Source organism: Leuconostoc sp. S50, from assembly GCF_016624925.1.
GTDB classification, from domain to species: Bacteria; Bacillota; Bacilli; order Lactobacillales; family Lactobacillaceae; genus Leuconostoc; species Leuconostoc pseudomesenteroides.
The window spans coordinates 22,546-41,361 of sequence record NZ_JACVUE010000012.1 but is presented as its reverse complement, the minus strand read 5'-3'; the positions used below and the strand labels follow the sequence as shown (position 1 = coordinate 41,361).

General features: G+C 38.9%; 19 protein-coding genes. 15 read left to right on the top strand and 4 right to left on the bottom strand.

Features of this window, described 5'->3' with window-relative positions; translation table 11 throughout:
- Positions 1-34: 34 nt before the first annotated feature.
- The gene (gene recN, locus IAE53_RS09415) at positions 35-1,708 is read left to right on the top strand and encodes a DNA repair protein RecN (protein ID WP_188353036.1); all 1,674 of its coding nucleotides are present in this window, start codon (positions 35-37) and stop codon (positions 1,706-1,708) included.
- Positions 1,709-1,804: 96 nt separating this feature from the next.
- Here the strand turns inward: recN and IAE53_RS09410 are convergent, their stop codons facing one another.
- The gene (locus IAE53_RS09410) at positions 1,805-3,112 is read right to left on the bottom strand and encodes an NCS2 family permease (RefSeq protein ID WP_148424194.1); all 1,308 of its coding nucleotides are present in this window, start codon (positions 3,110-3,112) and stop codon (positions 1,805-1,807) included.
- A 157-nt stretch (positions 3,113-3,269) separates the two neighbouring features.
- On the bottom strand, positions 3,270-4,622 hold the full coding sequence (locus IAE53_RS09405) for an MATE family efflux transporter (protein WP_148424195.1): 1,353 nt from the start codon (positions 4,620-4,622) through the stop codon (positions 3,270-3,272).
- A 227-nt stretch (positions 4,623-4,849) separates the two neighbouring features.
- Between IAE53_RS09405 and IAE53_RS09400 the strand changes: the two genes are divergently transcribed.
- From IAE53_RS09400 to IAE53_RS09340, 13 genes are all read left to right on the top strand, one after another.
- Positions 4,850-5,512 (top strand): 2,3-diphosphoglycerate-dependent phosphoglycerate mutase, encoded by a 663-nt coding sequence (locus tag IAE53_RS09400; protein WP_148424196.1) that lies wholly within the window; start codon positions 4,850-4,852, stop codon positions 5,510-5,512.
- A complete protein-coding gene (gene pepA / locus IAE53_RS09395; RefSeq protein ID WP_200136391.1) occupies positions 5,509-6,576 on the top strand; it encodes a glutamyl aminopeptidase in 1,068 nt (355 codons plus the stop codon). Before IAE53_RS09400 ends, pepA begins: the two co-directional genes overlap by 4 nt.
- Positions 6,576-7,748: an FtsW/RodA/SpoVE family cell cycle protein gene (locus tag IAE53_RS09390; protein WP_010275680.1), complete on the top strand. Its 1,173-nt coding sequence runs from the start codon at positions 6,576-6,578 to the stop codon at positions 7,746-7,748. Before pepA ends, IAE53_RS09390 begins: the two co-directional genes overlap by 1 nt.
- Complete coding sequence (locus IAE53_RS09385) at positions 7,745-8,056, top strand: YlbG family protein (RefSeq protein ID WP_148424198.1); 312 nt, start codon at positions 7,745-7,747, stop codon at positions 8,054-8,056. The genes IAE53_RS09390 and IAE53_RS09385 overlap by 4 nt, the downstream gene beginning before the upstream one ends.
- A 6-nt stretch (positions 8,057-8,062) precedes the next feature.
- Positions 8,063-8,617 (top strand): 16S rRNA (guanine(966)-N(2))-methyltransferase RsmD, encoded by a 555-nt coding sequence (rsmD, locus tag IAE53_RS09380; RefSeq protein ID WP_139967353.1) that lies wholly within the window; start codon positions 8,063-8,065, stop codon positions 8,615-8,617.
- Between the two features lie 3 nt (positions 8,618-8,620).
- On the top strand, positions 8,621-9,109 hold the full coding sequence (coaD, locus tag IAE53_RS09375) for a pantetheine-phosphate adenylyltransferase (RefSeq protein ID WP_010275689.1): 489 nt from the start codon (positions 8,621-8,623) through the stop codon (positions 9,107-9,109).
- Positions 9,093-10,184, top strand: coding sequence for a SepM family pheromone-processing serine protease (locus IAE53_RS09370; RefSeq protein WP_010275692.1), 1,092 nt, complete (start codon positions 9,093-9,095; stop codon positions 10,182-10,184). The genes coaD and IAE53_RS09370 overlap by 17 nt, the downstream gene beginning before the upstream one ends.
- Before the next feature lie 77 nt (positions 10,185-10,261).
- On the top strand, positions 10,262-10,906 hold the full coding sequence (locus tag IAE53_RS09365; protein ID WP_148424199.1) for a helix-hairpin-helix domain-containing protein: 645 nt from the start codon (positions 10,262-10,264) through the stop codon (positions 10,904-10,906).
- Complete coding sequence (locus IAE53_RS09360) at positions 10,906-13,170, top strand: DNA internalization-related competence protein ComEC/Rec2 (RefSeq protein WP_200136392.1); 2,265 nt, start codon at positions 10,906-10,908, stop codon at positions 13,168-13,170. The genes IAE53_RS09365 and IAE53_RS09360 overlap by 1 nt, the downstream gene beginning before the upstream one ends.
- Entirely contained in the window at positions 13,160-14,152 is a 993-nt protein-coding gene (holA, locus tag IAE53_RS09355) for a DNA polymerase III subunit delta (protein ID WP_148424200.1), read from the top strand. Before IAE53_RS09360 ends, holA begins: the two co-directional genes overlap by 11 nt.
- Before the next feature lie 59 nt (positions 14,153-14,211).
- The gene (gene dinB, locus IAE53_RS09350; protein WP_148424201.1) at positions 14,212-15,297 is read left to right on the top strand and encodes a DNA polymerase IV; all 1,086 of its coding nucleotides are present in this window, start codon (positions 14,212-14,214) and stop codon (positions 15,295-15,297) included.
- A 40-nt stretch (positions 15,298-15,337) separates the two neighbouring features.
- Positions 15,338-16,318 carry a bifunctional oligoribonuclease/PAP phosphatase NrnA gene (locus IAE53_RS09345; protein ID WP_148424202.1) on the top strand — a complete coding sequence of 327 codons (981 nt, stop codon included), beginning with the start codon at positions 15,338-15,340 and terminating at the stop codon, positions 16,316-16,318.
- On the top strand, positions 16,318-17,685 hold the full coding sequence (locus IAE53_RS09340; protein WP_148424203.1) for a DEAD/DEAH box helicase: 1,368 nt from the start codon (positions 16,318-16,320) through the stop codon (positions 17,683-17,685). The genes IAE53_RS09345 and IAE53_RS09340 overlap by 1 nt, the downstream gene beginning before the upstream one ends.
- 56 nt (positions 17,686-17,741) lie before the next feature.
- Here the strand turns inward: IAE53_RS09340 and rpsT are convergent, their stop codons facing one another.
- Positions 17,742-17,993 carry a 30S ribosomal protein S20 gene (gene rpsT, locus IAE53_RS09335; RefSeq protein WP_004910538.1) on the bottom strand — a complete coding sequence of 84 codons (252 nt, stop codon included), beginning with the start codon at positions 17,991-17,993 and terminating at the stop codon, positions 17,742-17,744.
- A gap of 49 nt (positions 17,994-18,042) precedes the next feature.
- Complete coding sequence (rpsO, locus tag IAE53_RS09330) at positions 18,043-18,312, bottom strand: 30S ribosomal protein S15 (protein WP_004902545.1); 270 nt, start codon at positions 18,310-18,312, stop codon at positions 18,043-18,045.
- 194 nt (positions 18,313-18,506) lie between these two features.
- Between rpsO and gatC the strand changes: the two genes are divergently transcribed.
- On the top strand, positions 18,507-18,815 hold the full coding sequence (gene gatC, locus IAE53_RS09325; protein ID WP_148424204.1) for an Asp-tRNA(Asn)/Glu-tRNA(Gln) amidotransferase subunit GatC: 309 nt from the start codon (positions 18,507-18,509) through the stop codon (positions 18,813-18,815).
- Position 18,816 lies beyond the last annotated feature (1 nt).

The window sequence follows — 18,816 nt, the reverse complement described above, 5'->3', positions numbered from 1 at the left end:
AGAAAGGAAATGTATCTGCGATACCAATTAACTTATGCTAGAAGATCTTATTATTGAAAATTTTGCTATTATAGAAAAAATTGAATTACAGTTTGAGACAGGTATGAGTGTTTTGACCGGTGAGACTGGCGCCGGAAAATCAATTATTATTGATGCCTTGTCGATGCTAACCGGTGGTCGAGCAAGTTCTGAGATGGTGCGGCATGGGAGCAAAAAGGCCACCTTACAAGCTGTCTTCAGCTTGCCAAAAAATGAACAGCTTTATAAATTATTGACAGAAGCTGGCATTGATTTTGATGATAATGAATTAATTATTTATCGCGAATTAACGCAAAATGGTCGCAGCACAATTCGCGTTAACAGTGTTCTTGTTAACTTAAAAACATTGGCAATGATTGGCAGCTTCTTAGTTGACATTCAAGGTCAAAATGACACACAACAGTTGCTCAATCAAGATGAACATTTGCCATTATTGGATGCATTTGGCGGCGAAAAATTGTCTCAAGTACGTTCAGATTACGGTCGTACTTTTCAGGACTTTAGGGCAATTACGGCACGTATTCGGAAATTACAATCCTCGCGACGAGAAATTACCCAACGACTTGATTTATTAAAATTTCAACAAGATGAACTTCAAGAAGCTGACCTTCAACCTGACGAGGAAAATCAATTACTTGATGCAAGGGGCAAATTAAATAATTTCAAAAAAATAGCTGATCATTTACAGAATGTTCAAACTGCGCTTAACGATGAACAAGGTGGTGCAGTTGATTTGTTGGCTGAAGCAATGCAGCAATTACAGGATATTTCAGCCTATGATACGGTTTATGCAGAACTATCTCAAACTATTTCAGACGCTTATTATACTGCACAGGAAGTTGCACGAGATGTGGCGGAACAATTTAATGATTTAACTTATGATGAATCAGAATTAATTCGTATAGATGATCGTTTGCAGTTGATTCACACACTTGAACGTAAATACGGCGCCACTGTCAGTGATGTGCTAGCATTTCAGGCTAAAATTAAACAAGAACTAAGTGTTGTGAACGATGATAGTTACAATGTGGAACAATTGCAGATTAAACAAAATGATTTGCGACAGATTTTAAGACAGAAGGCAATCAAACTTCACGAAGTTCGTCAGCAAACAGCCCGCCGGCTTGAGCATGATGTTAACCAACAGTTACAAGATTTATTAATGAACGGGGCAGAATTTGCCGTCCATTTTGAGCCGATTGAAGGTTTTATTGCCTCTGGGAGTGACAAGGTTGCTTTTTATGTTCAAACCAACAAGGGCGAAGGCATGGCACCATTGGTCAAAATTGCGTCCGGTGGTGAAGCTGCGCGTTTAATGCTGGCGTTGAAAACGACGTTTACCAAACAACAACGAATTGTTTCGATTGTATTTGACGAAGCTGATACCGGTGTTTCTGGTCGCGTGGCACAAGCCATTGCAAAAAAAATGCAAACAATTGCCAAAGGATCACAAGTATTAGCAATTACTCATTTGCCACAGGTTGCGGCGGCTGCAACTCACCATTTTTTGATTGCAAAAACAACCGAAAAAGATCGCACACTTACTCAAGTCACACCGCTTGATGAAACAGGACGTATACATGCCATTGCAATGATGTTATCGGGAGATAATGTTACCGATACTGCTCTGGCTAATGCGCGTGATTTACGAGAGAAAATCTCAAATTGATTTTGGTAATTGTCGTAAAAATTTACGATAACATACCAAAAAGAGACCATCATGTTTGATTTATTCATCAAACATGATGGTCTCTTTGAATAGCTTTTAACTAGCAATAATGAGAAGAAATGCAATGAAAATGACTGCTAAAATGTACATTAGAGGATGAACTTTCTTAGCACGACCAGTTGCGATCATTGTAATAGGGTATAAGATAAATCCTAGTGCAATACCATCTGAAATCGAATAAGTTAGTGGCATGCCAATGACAATCAGAAATGCTGGTGCAGCAATCGCTAAGTCTTCCCAATCAATTTCTCTGAGGTTTTCAGCCATTAATACACCAACAACAACTAATGCTGGTGCAGTTACTTGTGAAGTGACAACAGAAAGTAATGGCGAAAATAGTAATGCAAACAAGAATAAGATACCTGTAAATACAGATGTTAAACCTGAACGACCACCCACGGCAATTCCGGCTGATGACTCAACATAAGCTGAGGTAGGTGAAGTCCCAATGACTGCACCTACCGTCATACCGACGGCATCTGCCATCAAAGCCCGACCAACGCGAGGCATTTTGTTATTTTTCATAAAACCAGCTTGTGTTGCTAAACCAATCATTGTACCGGCTGTGTCGAAAAATGTCACGAGTAGAAAAGTGATGACGACTGTAATTAACTGAATTGAATTGATATCACCAATATGCATGACACCTTCACCAAAAGTTGGTGCCAAAGATGGTGCTGGTGAAATAATAGCGGACGGTAATTTGATTAAGCCGGTTAAAATACCCGCAATCGAAGTTAAAATCATACCAAAGAAAATTGCTGCCGGTGTTTTACGGCTCATCAAGACAAAAGTGACGATAATGCCAAAAATTGATAACAACGATGTTGGTGCCGTTAAATGACCTAAAGCAACCATAGTATCTTTGTTGGCAACGATTAATCCAGCGTCGTGTAAACCGATAAAAGCAATGAATAGCCCAATCCCAGATGCAATCGCTAGCTTTAAGTTTTTTGGAATAATATTAATAATTTTTTCGCGAATCTTGAATAATGTCAAAATTACAAAGATGATTGCTGCAACAAAGACACCTGCCATTGCAGTTTGCCATTTAATACCCATACCAATCACAACTGAATAAGCAAAGAATGCATTGACACCCAATCCTGGTGCTATTGCAATTGGGTAAAGTGCAACAATGCCCATGAAAATTGTGGCTACGGCTGAAGCAATGGCAGTGGCTGTGAAAACTGCACCCTTGTCCATGCCAGCAGCCCCCAAAACAGTAGGGTTGACGAATAAAATATAGGCCATAGACGCAAAGGTAGTGAGACCAGCAATGAATTCAGTACGAAAGTTCGTATTGAGCTCCTCGAACTTGAAATAATGTGCAATCGTTGACATGATTGCCTCCCAAATAATTAGTTACGTAAAACGTACTGTATTATTCTAGCAGCCATTAGCGCACAATTAAAGGCTAAAAAACAATAAATTAATAAAAAATAACGAACGTTATAATTTTAAAATTAATGAAAACGCTTTTAAAACGAACTTTACTGATTTATTGTTCGGCTATACTGACGCTTGTTTGTTGCTTCAAATTTTTAACGATTTTGCGATAGGCTGGAATCATAACGACCAACGATCCGGCCCAAGCCAAAACATTGGCGAGACTAGCACCAAAGAAGCCAAAGGGTCCTACAAGAACAACGGCAGCTACTGTGCGCATAATTAACTCCGCAATCCCGGCATAGGTTGGTGTTTTGGCATCGTTTAGACCCTGTAATACATAACGGATAATAAACAGAGCCGATAAGATGTAATAAAAGGCACCATTTGCCCAGAAATATTGTTGTGCTAGGTTCAGAACTTCATGTTGCCCCGAACCAACAAATAGCATTACTGCGAGATCACCAAATAGAATTTCAATAATACCCATGAAAAGACCAAATCCCATACTCATAAATAGAGCCTGTTTGACCCCAACTAAAATACGGTCAAATTGTTTAGCCCCGTAATTCTGAGCTGCAAAAGTTGCCATTGTAATACCAAAAGACATCAGTGGCAGCGTGGCTACTTGATCAATTCGTTGTGCAGCAGTTGTTGCGGCGACAGCATCTGTTCCCAAAGTATTGAGAGCCCCTTGTAGTACAAGGGCGCCGATTGCAATGATGGAACTTTGAAAGCCCATAGGTAATCCCGCATGAAGATGAATACGAATGTCTTTGCTATCCCATTTGAGATCTGAGCGTGACACTTGTAGTAGTGGTGAGTACTTGTAGATATGCCAAAAACTAAAAACAGTAGAAATTAATTGCGCTAAAACAGTCGCTAAGGCTGCACCACCGACACCTAATTTAAGCCCCAAAATAAACCACAATTCTAAAATAATGTTGGCAACCATGCCAATTATTAGGTAGATGAGTGGAGAACGTGAATCACCAACAGCGCGCAATGCGTTGGCAGTAACGTTATACCCCATTGTGGCAAAAATACCTGCTAAAATAATAGCAATAAAAATAAAAGCTTGGTTTAAGATTTCTGCTGGGGTTTGCATCAACTTGAGCAAAGGATAAACAATCACCAAACTAGCAATTGTAACCACAATCGTTGTAATAGCTGAAACGAGTAAAGTGGATGCCATACTTTGTCGCACACCAGCGATGTCACGAGCACCATAGCGTTGTGCTGTAATAATGGATAAGCCAGCTGTGAATCCTTGCACAAATCCTAAGATTAAAAACATGATTGAACCAGTAGCACCAACGGCGGCTAATGCTTTGACACCAAGTGTCTGACCGACAATCAGCGTGTCAGAAAAATTATAGAGTTGTTGAAACAGATTCCCAATAACCAAAGGAATTGTAAAAAATAAAATTTGTTTAGCAGGTGAGCCCTGTGTTAGATCTCTCATCCTAAATCACTCCAAAAATTGATATATGTTCTGAATATCTATTCTAACGGAATCATGCTGTATTAGCTAGCATTTTGCACGCTGTTTTTGAAATTTTTAAAAGTGTTTATTTCGTACTATGACTAGAGATAATATCAAAGTTTGAGATTCGTAATATATGGATTGCTGTCTAGCGACGTCAACTCAAAAACGTTATAATATAGAAAGTGTAAAAAAAGGAGTTCAGGATGGTAGCTAAATTGGTGCTGGTACGTCACGGAGAATCAACGGCTAATCGTGATAATGAATTTACCGGTTGGACAGATGTACCACTAACTGCAAAAGGCAAAACTCAGGCACATCAAGTGGGTCAGGTTTTGTCACGTTATCAATTGACATTTGATAATGTATATACTTCTTATTTACAGCGTGCAATTATTACAGCTTATATCATCATGGATGAAATGCAGCAGGCGTGGGTACCAATTAATAAAACTTGGCGTTTGAATGAACGCCATTATGGCGCCTTACGTGGGCTTAACAAAGACGATGCGCGTGAAAAGTACGGTGTTAATCAGGTTGCTTTATGGCGGCGAAGCTATACGGCTGTTCCGCCACTATTAGAAAAAGTTCGTCCGAATCGCCGTTATCCAATAAATATTGAACCACGCGGTGAAAGTTTAAAAATGGCTAGTGACCGCTTAATTCCTTACTGGACTTCCGCAATATTGCCACAACTTAAAAATGGTGAAAATGTGTTGATGGTAGCGCATGGTAGTACTTTACGAGCTCTGATTAAATATATTGAAGACATTAGTGACGACGATATTGATGGCTTAGAAATTGGCAATGGCGAGCCAATATTGTATGAATATGATACGAATTTTAGTGAAAGGCATTATCTCAAATGAAAACAACGACATGGAAACGAATTAAAAAGTATACAGAACTACAAGGAACATCGGGACAAGAACACGAAATTAGAAAGGCGTTTCGAGCAGAATTGACACCATTGGTTGATGAAGTAGCACAGGAAGGTTTGGGGGGCATATACGGTGTTAAAAATGGTGATGGTCCACGGGTTATGTTTGCAGCTCATTTAGATGAAGTCGGATTTATTGTAACTGAAATCCTACCTTCCGGTGCTTTAAAGGTTGCTGCTGTCGGTGGCTGGAATCCAGCAGTAATTAGTTCACAGCGCTTTACGTTATTTACTAGCAAAGGACAATACCCAGTTGTTTCTAGTTCAGTATCACCACATCTGTTGCGGGGTAGTGCTAATGGACCGCAATTGCCAACTGTTGATGATATTTTGTTTGATGCTGGCTTTGTTGATAACAATGAGGCGTTGGCATTTGGTGTGCGTCCCGGTGATTTTGTTGTACCTCGTGTTGAGACGGTTATGGCTGCAAATCAGAAACGTGTGATGTCAAAGTCATGGGATAATCGTTTTGGTGTTGTGACGGTTTTGGAGGCCTTAGAAGACTTACAAAATGTTAAAACACCAAACACATTAATTATGGGCGCAGATGTACAAGAAGAAGTTGGCCTACGAGGCGCACATGGTGCGGTTAATTTAATGAAGCCAGACATTTTCTTTGCAGTTGATTCTAGTGCTGCTGACGATGTAGCAGGTTCAACGGGCCATCAAGGTGTTCTAGATCAAGGTACTTTGTTGCGTGTATTTGATCCAACAGTGGTTATGCCACTACGCTTAAAAGAATTTTTGCTATCTACTGCTGAAGATCATCACATTCCTTATCAGTATTTTGTTTCCAAGGGCGGAACAGATGCGGCGGCTGCTCAGAGTGAATTAAATGGTGTACCTTCAGTTGCTTTGGGTGTTGCCTCACGATATATTCACACACATCAAACAGTATGGTCAATTAAAGATTTTGAGGCAGCCAAAGCATTTGTTATTGCAATAGCTCAAAGCTTGGATGACACTAACATGAAGACAATTATGGGCGATTGATGTTTAAAAAATTAAGACAATTAGATTATTGGATTGCTGTCCCGTTTGGTATTTTGAGTGCGCTAGGTGTCGTGATGGTTTTTTCGGCGAGCTTAACTAACTCGGCAATGCTTAATTTTTATAAGCAATTAGTTTTTGTTATTATTGGCTGGATTGGTGCGTTTACATTATTTCATCTTAATCTTAATAATTGGCGTAGACCACAGTGGCTTAAAATACTGATGTATGGCATTATTGCATTACTTGTCATTGCCCGTATCATGCCAGCAGTCAATGGTGCGCATGGTTGGATTCCGTTAGGGTTTATGACATTGCAACCTGCTGAATTTTTGAAACTGATTTTAATTTTGTATTGTGCCCATATTCTGACACGAGTGCCTTGGCAGGCAGGGGTGAAAATTTCACGCCAACCACTTGCCCAAATGAAAATATGGGGGCCACCTGTGTTATCTTTGTTTTTGTTGTTGATTATGCCGGATAATGGTAATATGCTAATTGCGATTGGTATCGTTTTTGTAATGGTATTGGCGTCTGGTGTTTCAAGAAAAATAATGGTTATCTGGTTTATTGGCATCAGTGCACTATTTGCTTTGCTACAGCCCATTATTAACCTGGTTAATAAAGTATTTCACCTCACAGGTAGTACACATTATAGTATTTTACGTTTGATTAATTTTGTGAATCCTTGGGCTGATCCGGATCAGAGCCGGCAGCTTTTGTATGGTTATTATGCTATCGCTCATGGGGGATTATTTGGTGTGGGATTGGGTAATTCTCTTATTAAACCTTACTTACCTGAGTCAAACACTGACTTTATTATGGCTGTGATGACTGAAGAATTGGGAGCTGTTGTAACCGTTATTGTATTGATGCTAATTCTAATTTTGGTAACGCGACTGATTCTCCTAGGTATTCGCCAGAAAAATCAGTATCAGCGGCTAATTTTGTATGGTGTGGCGATGTTGTTGTTTGTCCAAGCATTCGTCAACTTGGGCGGTGTGATTGGCGTTTTGCCAATCACTGGGGTGGTTTTTCCTTTCATTTCTGGTGGTGGATCATCTTATATTGCCTTTAGTGCAGCTATCGGACTCACACTCAATATTGCTGCTCATCAGAAAAAAGCAGTTGACATCCATCCAAACGATGTAGTTGCTAGAAAGGATTATCAATGACATTTCAAATACAAGAGCGACGAGCCGTTTATGTCTATTTAAGTCATGTCCGCCATGCACAACAGCTTAAAAAGTTTGGCCAAATTACATATATTTCGAGAAAAATGTCTTTGGTCGGACTTTATTTGAATGAAGAAAATGTTGGTGAAGTTGTCAGTAAGTTACAACAATACAAATTTGTGAAGCGTGTTGTTACCTCGCCACGGCCAGATATTGACCCTGAATTAGGTGATATGCATGATGATATTTTCTTTGAAAATTATGATGAAGGGGGAATCACGGACGATACACAGCCAGTTCGTGACTGATAAATTATGCGAGTCATTTCAGGTAATTTTCGTGGTACGCGTTTAGAGGCAGTTAGTGGTGATAAAACTAGACCCACAACAGACAAAGTTAAAGAGGCAATGTTTAGCATGTTGATGCCCTACCTAGATGAGGGGGAGGTGCTAGATTTGTATGGCGGTACTGGTGGATTAAGTATTGAGGCAGTTTCGCGTGGCATGACGCATGCAACATTAGTTGACCGCCAGTTTCAGGCCATCAAAGTCATGACTGAAAACGTCAAAAAGACACACCATGAAAATCAATTCACAATTTTAAAAGCGCCAGCTCAACAAGCGCTGTCAAAATTTGCTACTGAAAATAAACAATTTGATTTAGTTTTTTTGGATCCGCCTTATGCCAAAGAAACGATTGCGTCTGATATGGCAAAAATGGTTGAGATGGGATTACTTAATACGGGTGCCGTTATTTTAGCTGAAAGCAATGATGCGGCCAACTTGCCAGAAGCAGATAAAAAGTTTAGAATTATTCAACAAAAGCATTATGGTATTACCGTCGTGACAATCTATCAATATGAGGGATAAGATATGAGTATCGCATTGTTTCCAGGTAGTTTTGATCCATTAACGAATGGACATTTGAACATCATTACACGGGCAAGTTATTTATTTGAAAAAGTGGTCGTAGGGGTTGGCAATAACACTAGTAAGTCAGCCTTGTTCACGCCAGCAGAAAAACAGGCCTTGATCACTGAGGCTGTCAGAGATTTACCCAATGTTGAAGTGGCTATTATGTCAGGATTGACGGTACAATTTATGGCTGAAATTGGTGCTAAATATATTGTCCGTGGTTTGCGTAATGGTAAAGATTTTGAGTATGAGCGTGACATTGCAGGGGTTAATAGTGCTCTAGCTGACGTTGAAACAGTGCTGTTGTTAGCCAAACCAGAAAACCAAAATATATCCAGCTCGATGGTCAAAGAGATTGGGAGTATGGGTGCCGAAAATATGGCAAAATTTGTGCCACCTGTTGTTGTGGCAGCTTTGAAGGAGCGACTGAATGCGCAAAAAGAATAAAATAATTGTTGCCGTCGTTTCTGTTCTAGTTTTAGCTGGTATTGTTGCTGGTGTGTGGCCATTGAACGGTTATATAGAGTCACCAGGTGAAGCAGATGATTTGTCTCGTTTTGTGACCATTGATGGCAAGAAAGATACAGCCAAAGGACAATATAGAATTACGTCAGTATTCTTGACTCAAGCCAATGGTTTCAAATTTTTACAAACCAAAATCAATCCACATTTGTCATATGCGAGTGAAGCAGATGTGACGGGCGGTGAGTCTTCTGCTACTTTCAGTAAAGTTCAGGACTTTTATATGCAAAGTGCAATAGCTAATGCTGAACAGGTTGCATTCAATAAGGCAAGTAAGCCCATTACTACTAAATACCGTGGTATATATGTGTTGAGCGTTTCAAAGACTTCGCATTTTAAAAAAACGATCAAAGTTGGTGACACGATTACGGCAATTGATGGTCACCATTATGAAAATTCAGATGGTTTTATTAAGTATTTGGCTAATAAGAAAAAAGGCACAACCGTCACGGTTTCATATACCCGTGATGGTAAAAGCGGTCAAGCAGAAGGCACTACGATTAAGCTGCCTGGAACCAAGACACCTGAATATCCTAACGGACGAGCCGGGATTGGTATTGTCTTAACTGACAATGTAGCTGTGACAACCACGCCTAAAGTGAGTGTTGATCCTGGTCAAATCGGTGGCCCATCTGGCGGTCTTATGTTCACACTACAAATTTATGATCAACTGACCGGCGATAAGTTGGCGAATGGACGTAACATTTCTGGTACTGGTACAATGAACGCTAATGGTTATGTCGGCGAAATTGGTGGTATTGATAAGAAAATTATGGCTGCTAAGGCAGCAGGATCAACTGTTTTCTTTGCACCATACATTAAACCTACTAAGGAATTGTTGAAATATGAAGAGCAGCACAAAACAAATTACATGTTAGCACGTGATACGGCCAAAAAGTATGCACCCAATCTAAAAGTTATTCCGGTTCAAACATTTGATGATGCTGTCAATTATCTTAAATCAGGTAAAATTATTAAAACCACTGACAGTACTAAATAAAGACTTAGTGTTCTTGGATATTCCAACTTCACTAAGCTTTTTTATTTTGATTTCGTACTATAAGTATGAGGTGAAAAATGTTAGATATATTTGAGGTAATTAAGACAAAAACAACCTTGGTTAAACCAATAGGTGTCGGTATTATTATTATGGTAATCGGAACAGTTTATTTACTATGGCCCGGACACGAACAGTCTGAGAAAGGTATTCAGAGTTTCAGTAGTACTCAAACATCTCAGTCAATACCGAAGTCTGAGAGCCAAGTTAAATCGACTAGCAAACAAACATCAGCAGTTATTATGGTAGATGTCAAAGGTGCAGTTAATAAACCAGGTGTTTATCAAGTTGATACATCTGATAGAGTCCAAAGTGCTATTTTAAAGGCTGGCGGGCAGCGCACTGAAGCGGATATGACCCAAGTGAATTTGGCACAGAGGTTAACTGATGGACAGGTCTTGTATGTTCCTATTAAGGGTGAGCAAGTACCAACAAATTTTGCCAATGAGACAGTGGCTTCAAGTCAAACCAAAACAACTATCAATCTTAATACTGCTACTAAAGAAGAACTTCAAAACTTGGAAGGAATTGGTGAAAAAAAAGCTGATCAGATTCTTGATTATCGTCAGGAACATGGTGGATTTAAATCGATTGAAGAGCTTAAATCAATTTCTGGTATTGGTACAAAACGTTTTGAAGCAATTAAAGAGCAACTGGCAATCTAATGCAAAATGCGAAGTTGTTATTATTTTCGCTTTTAGTGGCTTCTCTTGGTGGCGTTATCTATAGACCATGTCTGTCAAGTTGGATAATGTTATTAGGTACGTTGATTCTAATTTTATGGCAACGTCATTTACGTTTTTTTCTAATGGTTATTGTTTTAATAACGCCATTCATGATTTATTTTTTTCATGATGCTAGGAATTTGAAAAACCAAGCAGAGATACCCGACCAAAAAAATGTGCAAATAACAGGTGTGATTTTTCCGGATAACGTCAGCATTGACGGCGATAATTTGAGTTCGACTGCTACATTAGACAGTGGTGAGGCTGTTAAATTGTACTGGACGCTTCCTAATAAACAAAGCAAAGAAGAATGGCTCAAGCAGGACCATGTTTTGACGTTTAGCGCCACTGGGGAGCTTACGCGCATTCGATCAGCCACGAACTTTAATCAATTTGATTCGCAAGAATTCTATGAAACGAAAAATATGACACACCAATTAACTGTGACGACTTGGCAGGTTGAAAATATGGTGTCACATGATATATTAAATGGCATACGATATCAGCTTCATGCTTGGCATAGTCGGGCAATACATGATACCGAGTCGCTACCTAAACCACTTCGCGAATATGCGCAGGCCTTGATTTTGGGCGTGACACCACAAGCATTATATGGCGATAATCCTGGTGTACAGACATTAGGATTAATTCACTTGTTTAGTGTTTCTGGCTTTCACGTGTCCTTTTTAATCATGATGATAATGGCTTTAGCAAAACGACTATGGATTACTAAAGAAATTACGATTGTACTTTTATCAGGTCTTTTAATAATTTATTTTGTTTTTGCTGGGGAACCAGCGATTTTGATCCGTGCCATTGTTGCTGGTGAACTAATATTATGGCAAGATTTGCACCATCATAGATTTAAATCGTACGATATTTGGGCAATTAGTTTATTAATTAGTTTGATATACTCACCGCAAATATTATTAACTTTGGGTGGACAACTGTCGTTTTTACTCACGTTCTGTTTATCTTTTGCAAAAAAATTATCTTTTTGGCGTACTAATCTTTTAATGAGTATCATCAGTTTTCCATTAATTGTTCAACAGCAATTCACCTGGCACATTTTACAAACAGTTGTAAATATTTTTGCTGTTCCTGTTTTTGGAACAATTATTGTGCCATTAGTCATGTTAGGATATTTTGGACAGCGCTTTCCAATAATTGTTGATAGTGCTAATGCAATCATTCATTTTTTTGCAGCATTGATCGATTGGTTGGCCGTTTTGCCTGGCAATATTGTTATTGGTAAAATACCGGAATTATGTACAACCTTGCTAATTGTGTTTGGATTTTGCATGTTCTGTCGAGAAAAAATAATTGTTTCTCGTGCGCGACTAATTTGGCTCTTGCTATTGGCATCGACGATACTCATTATCAAGCGACCGCTCACGGGTGAATTTACGACATTTGATATTGGTCAAGGTGATGCAGCCCTAATTCGAACACCTCTTAATCATACAGTAACGGTTGTCGATACCGGGGGCCAAGTAACATTTGGGGAGAAACAATCTTGGCAAGTCAAACAATATGAAAGATCAAAAGGTGAGACTGTGATTGTTAATTATCTGCATAGTTTAGGAATTGATACGATTGATCATTTGATATTAACACATCATGATCAAGATCATATTGGAAATGCTAAAGAAATATTACGTTTTATGCACGTCAAAAAAATATTGATGCCTGCGGGTATGAGATCACAGCAAAGTTTTAAAGCCCAAATTTTACCTTATCTAAAGAAAACAGAAGTATTTGAGGTCACTGAATCAAACCAAGTGAATGATTTACCCTTGCACATATATCACCCGTTAACGGTTGGACAAGCTGGCAATGAAGACTCAATCGCATTATATGGCGTTTTGGGTGGCATGAGAGTTTTGACAGCTGGGGATTTAGACCGGGCGGGGGAGCGATTGCTTGCGGAAAGACATCCTGAAATGAGGGTTGATTTGGTCAAACTAGGACATCATGGCTCTAGAACAGCTACCGATCCAATAACCTTTTCCAAATGGCGACCAAGTATTGGCATTATTTCTGCTGGTAGAAATAATCATTATCATCATCCACATCAGGAAACTTTAGAGACAGTTCAAAAAAACCAAATGTCGGTTTTTAATACGCAAATACATGGTATGATTAAATATGTTTATAGAGGTAAAAATGGATATTTTAAGGTGAAATTACCGCATGAATTTTAAGCAGTTACAACAACAAATTGATAATAATGCTATGGCAAATTTTTATGTTGTCACTGGTGAAGAAGAGATTCTGTTACGCAGGACAGTTGCTGCGTTTAAACAATTGGTAGCACTTGAAGATCGCGATATGAATTATTCACAATTTAATCTCGCTGACCAACCGCTTGATATGGTGATTAATGACGCGATGTCAGCCCCTTTTTTTGGTGAACGTCGTGTTATTGTAGTAAACAAACCACTGTTTTTGACGGCAACGGGCAAAATATCTGACCATGATAGTGATTTATTATTGCAACTCCTTGAAAAGCCGCTGTCTGAGAACATTGTTGTTTTTTTTGCAAATGATATTAAATTGGATAAACGAAAAAAACTAACAAAATTAGTACTGAAAATGTCTGAAGTAGTTGAATTACCATCCTTAGATGAACGGCAATCAAAACAAGCAATCGTGTCTGAATTGGCGCAGCGTGATTACCAGATTACACCCGATGCACTTAGTGAACTGGTCATGCGGACCAATGCACATTATTCGAACATGCAAAACGAATTACCTAAACTAATTGCGTATGCTAATAAAACTAAAATAATTGATTTAGAGGGAGTCATCAACCTTGTGCCAAATACTTTGACAGCAACGGCTTTTACATTGGTTGAGGCTGTTATAAAAAATCATTCAAAGGCAGCTGTAACAATATATCGTGAATTGATAGACAATAATGAAATTCCTTTGCGTATCAATGCTGTACTAATGGGACAATTTCGACTATTATTGCAGGTCGCGGGTTTGTCTGGTAATGATGCAACAATTGCCTCACAACTCAAAGTACACCCTTATCGCGTCAAATTAGCAAAGCAAATCTTAAAAAATCATCAATTAACAACTATACGTTCCGGTTATTTAGGTATGCTAAATATGGAAAGACTCTTGAAGTCCACACAACAAGACCCAGAAATCTTGTTTGAACGTTTTGTGTTGAACTAAGCATAAAGATTGTACTAAATAAGCTGAAAGAACAAGTGTTCCCGTGATAAAATATAATCATGGCAGAATTCTTGACAACAATTGATAAACGCAAAATATTACATGTTGATTTGGATGCATTTTATGCACAAATTGAAATGAGAGATCAGCCAGAATTACGTTCTAAGCCTTTAATTATTGCAAGGGATCCAACTCAAAATAACGGACATGGGGTGGTTGCTACTGCTAATTATGTTGCGCGTCAGCTGGGCATTCATTCTGCGATGAGTGCTTTTGAAGCAAAACGGTTGGCACCCAATGGCATATTTCTCTCGCCAAACTTTTCCAAATATAAAGTTGTTTCCGCACAAATTCATGATATTTTTCGTCGGTTTACTACTAAAGTTGAACCTGTGGCTTTTGATGAGGCTTACTTGGATGTAACAGAAAATATTTTAAGTGGTGCAACTTTGGCTGCTGAAATAAGGCACCAGATATTAAAAGAAACACAACTAACGAGTTCTATTGGGGTTTCTCACAATAAGTTATTAGCCAAATTAGGATCAGAATATAATAAACCTAATGGCGTCACTGTGATTGATCATGAGAACCAACTTCAGTTTTTAGATTACTTACCAATAAGTGCTTTTCGCGGAGTCGGTAAAAAGACAAAAGAAAAGTTTGATGAATTGGGTATTGAAAATGGTTTAGATTTACGTCAGATGTCACAAGAAACACTCAAAACTGAGTTTGGAAAAATGGGCGAACATTTGTATTGGCAAGCTCGCGGTGTTCATTTTGGTGCAGTTGAGTGGCAAAGACAGCGACAGTCGATTGGTAAAGAAGAAACGTTTGACCATGCATTGCATGACAACAATGCCGTTCAAATTGAATTCAAAAAGCTAGTGAATAGCTTAATTATGAGTTTGAAACGACAAAAACTGATTGGACGTACTTTAAATATCAAAATTAGGGATGATCAATTTAACACAATAACACGTGCGATTACACAAGATGCCCCTTGGCAATTGAATGAAGCGACACTGGTGATGGCTTCACAAGCAACGTTTGACGATAATATTGGTACCGAATTTTCAGTGCGTTTGCTAGGCGTTTCAATGAGTAATCTACAATCTGCGACTTTTGAGGAAATGTCGCTATTTTAATGATACAATTGTAGGAAATAGTATTTGAGAAAGAATAGACATGGCACGTATTGAAGAGCAAATATTAGAACAAATTAAACGTTATGAAACCATTATTATCCATCGACATCAGCGACCTGATCCAGATGCCTTTGGCTCGCAATTAGGCCTAAAAGCGATACTGAAAGCTAGTTTTCCTGAAAAAAATATTTATGCTGTTGGGAAGTCTGTGCCAGGATTGGCTTGGATGAGTGAGACCGAATCCTTTATGGATTCAGTTTCTGATGCAACCTATAATAAGGCTTTGGTGATCGTAACGGATACAGCAAATGCACCGCGAGTTGATGATCAGCGTTGGTCTAATGGTTTAGAAATTATCAAAATCGATCACCATCCAAATGATGATCAGTATGGCGATTGGCAATGGGTTAAAGAGGGTCATTCTGCTACAAGTACGATGATTTATGAGTTTTACGAGTTGCTGAAGGGCCAAGGGCTTGTGATGACACAAGAGGCAGCCCGATTGTTGTATATTGGTATTGTTGGTGACACTGGTCGCTTTATGTACGGCATGGATTCTGAAACGTTCCGCGTTGTATCCGAGTTATTTAAATATCATTTTGACTATGAGACTGTTCATCATCACATGGAGACGATTTCCGAAAATGCGGCCAAGTTGTCTGGTTATGTATTACAAAATTTGACCATTTTGCCTTCAGGTTTCGCTTATATTGTCATGACCAAAGACTTGGTTAAAAAATTTAATTTGCAAGAATCAGGGACAGCATTCGTTGTGCCACTGCCTTCAAAAATTGACTGTGTGAAAGCGTGGGCAATTTTTGAAGAACAAGATGAAGGTAATTTCCGTGTACGTTTACGGTCCAAAACCATTGTGATTAATCAAATTGCAAATCAATTTGATGGTGGTGGGCATCCAATGGCTTCGGGCGCATGGGCACAAGATAAGAATGATATTGCGCGACTAGTGAAAATTGTGGATAGTGCACTTATAGAAAAGTATGGTGTAGAAAAGGAAGATTGATGGCTGAAAAAGCAAACCAATTTGGACAATTTAATTTAAAACCCGAAATTATTACAGCATTAAGTGCGATTGGGTTTTATGAACCAACCCCGGTTCAGGCGAAGTTAATACCTGATGTTTTGCAAGGACGTGATGTAGTTGGGCAATCACAAACAGGTTCGGGTAAAACCCATACTTTTTTGATTCCAATTCTCAACGCATTGGAACAGAAAAAAAATTATGTTCAAGCTGTTATTACGACGCCTTCGCGTGAATTAGCAGCTCAAATTACACTTGCAGCTAAACTATTTGCTGAACAGTTCAACCCAAATATTACTATTTCTGAATTTGTGGGTGGCACTGATAAGCAACGACAAATCAAGCATTTAGAACATCAACAGCCACAAATTGTGATTGGTACACCAGGCCGAATTAAAGACTTGGTTGAATCAGGTGCTTTGAAATTACATGCAGTCCGTACATTAGTTGTGGATGAAGCCGACATGACGCTTGATATGGGATTTTTGAGTGAAGTTGATTATATTGCAGGCGCAATGCCAGAGTCATTGCAAACACTTGTTTTTAGTGCGACAATGCCGGAAAAGCTCAAACCATTTTTAAAAAAATACCTCGACAATCCGCATTTTGAAGCTATTCCAGTCTCAACAGTGATTGCTGATACAATCGATAATTGGTTATTAGCGACGAAATCAAAAGACAAAAATGATGTCTTATTACAGGTTCTCACGATAGGCAATCCCTATTTGGCATTAGTGTTTGCAAATACAAAAGAGCGTGCAAAGGAAATTGCAAGTTATTTGCGTGGTCACGGTTTGAAAATAGCTGAAATACATGGTGATGTTGAGCCACGTGAACGCCGCCGTGTGATGAAAGCAATTCAAAACCTAGAATATCAGTACGTGGTAGCTACTGATTTGGCGGCTCGAGGTATTGATATTGAAGGGGTATCTCATGTTATTAATGATGATATTCCAGATGAGCTAGAATTTTTTGTTCATCGCGTCGGCCGTACCGGGCGAAATGGATTGCCTGGCTTGGCGATTACACTATATGGTCCGGATGAAGAAGATGAAGTGGCTGAACTGGAGTCACTGGGCATTGATTTTAAAGCAAAACAAATTAAAGACAATGAAATTGTTGATGTGAAAGATCGTCGGGCTCGTAAGCAACGTGTTGCAACCACTAAGAAACTGGATCCAACCATGGTTGGTATGGTCAAGAAAAAGAAAAAAATAGTTAAACCTGGTTATAAAAGGCGCATCAAAAATGCAATCAAACGTCAAGATCAAATGGATCGGCGTATTGCGCAGCGTCAAGAAATGCGTGCAACACGTAAAGCAAATAAAAAACGTGGGGAAACACGTTAGACACAAAAAAGACATGACATTGAATAATGTCATGTCTTTTTTTGACTGGTCGTTAATTACTTAACGTACTTAGCTAGACGTGACTTTTCACGTGAAGCCTTGTTCTTCTTAATCAAACCTTTTGAGTAGGCGTGATCAATTGCTGAAGAAGCAGCCTTATATAATTCTGCCAAATTATCTGCTCCGGCAACTGAAGCTTTTTCAAACTTTTTAACAGCTGTACGGTAAGCACTGATTTGGGGTTCGTTACGATCATGTTGCTTTTTCGTAAGACGAACACGTTGAATTGCTGATTCAATAACAGGCATATGTCTTTTCTCCTTAAATTTGATACGAGGCTTTCAAGTAATCCGAAGATTAACGACGCAAGCCTAAGCGTTGGATTAATTCACGATAACGTTGAATATCAGTATTGCGGAGGTAACGTAATAAGTTACGACGGCTACCAATTTTCTTCATCAAACCACGTTGTGAGTGGAAATCATGTTTGTGAGCTGCCATGTGTACGTTCAACTCGTTAATATCAGCAGTCAAAACTGCGATTTGTACTTCTGCTGAACCTGTATCGCCTTCGTGGCGGGCATATTCCTTAATGATTTCGTTCTTACGTTCTTGTGTAAGGGCCATAATCATATCCACCTTTCTAAAATGTCACCAAAAACTGTGTAAAACGACGGTGAGACGTCAAACAAAGTATTTGGTCGTGTTGTTTATACAACGTATTCAATTATACATGAAATGTCTTGAAATGCAAGGGCAATGACCTGATAGAGTGTGGTAAAATAATACAGTATATAAATTTGGAAGGAACTATCTCACACATGGCTGAAACAGCAATAACACGTGACGAAGTTGCTCATGTTGCCGGTCTAGCAAAATTAGCGTTTAACGACGCAGAACTAGATCAATTTACAACACAATTGAGTGACATTTTAAATATTTTTGATACCTTGAGCGAAGTTGATACGGTTAATGTCGATCCAACTTATTCTGTAACCGAGACAGTCAATCACTTACGAGATGATGTCGCAGATAATTGGGGACAAAAGCAAGAACTATTGGATAATGCGCCTTTGGCAGCAGCTGGATTAATTAAAGTGCCAGCAATTCTAGATGGCGAGGGTGAGTAAA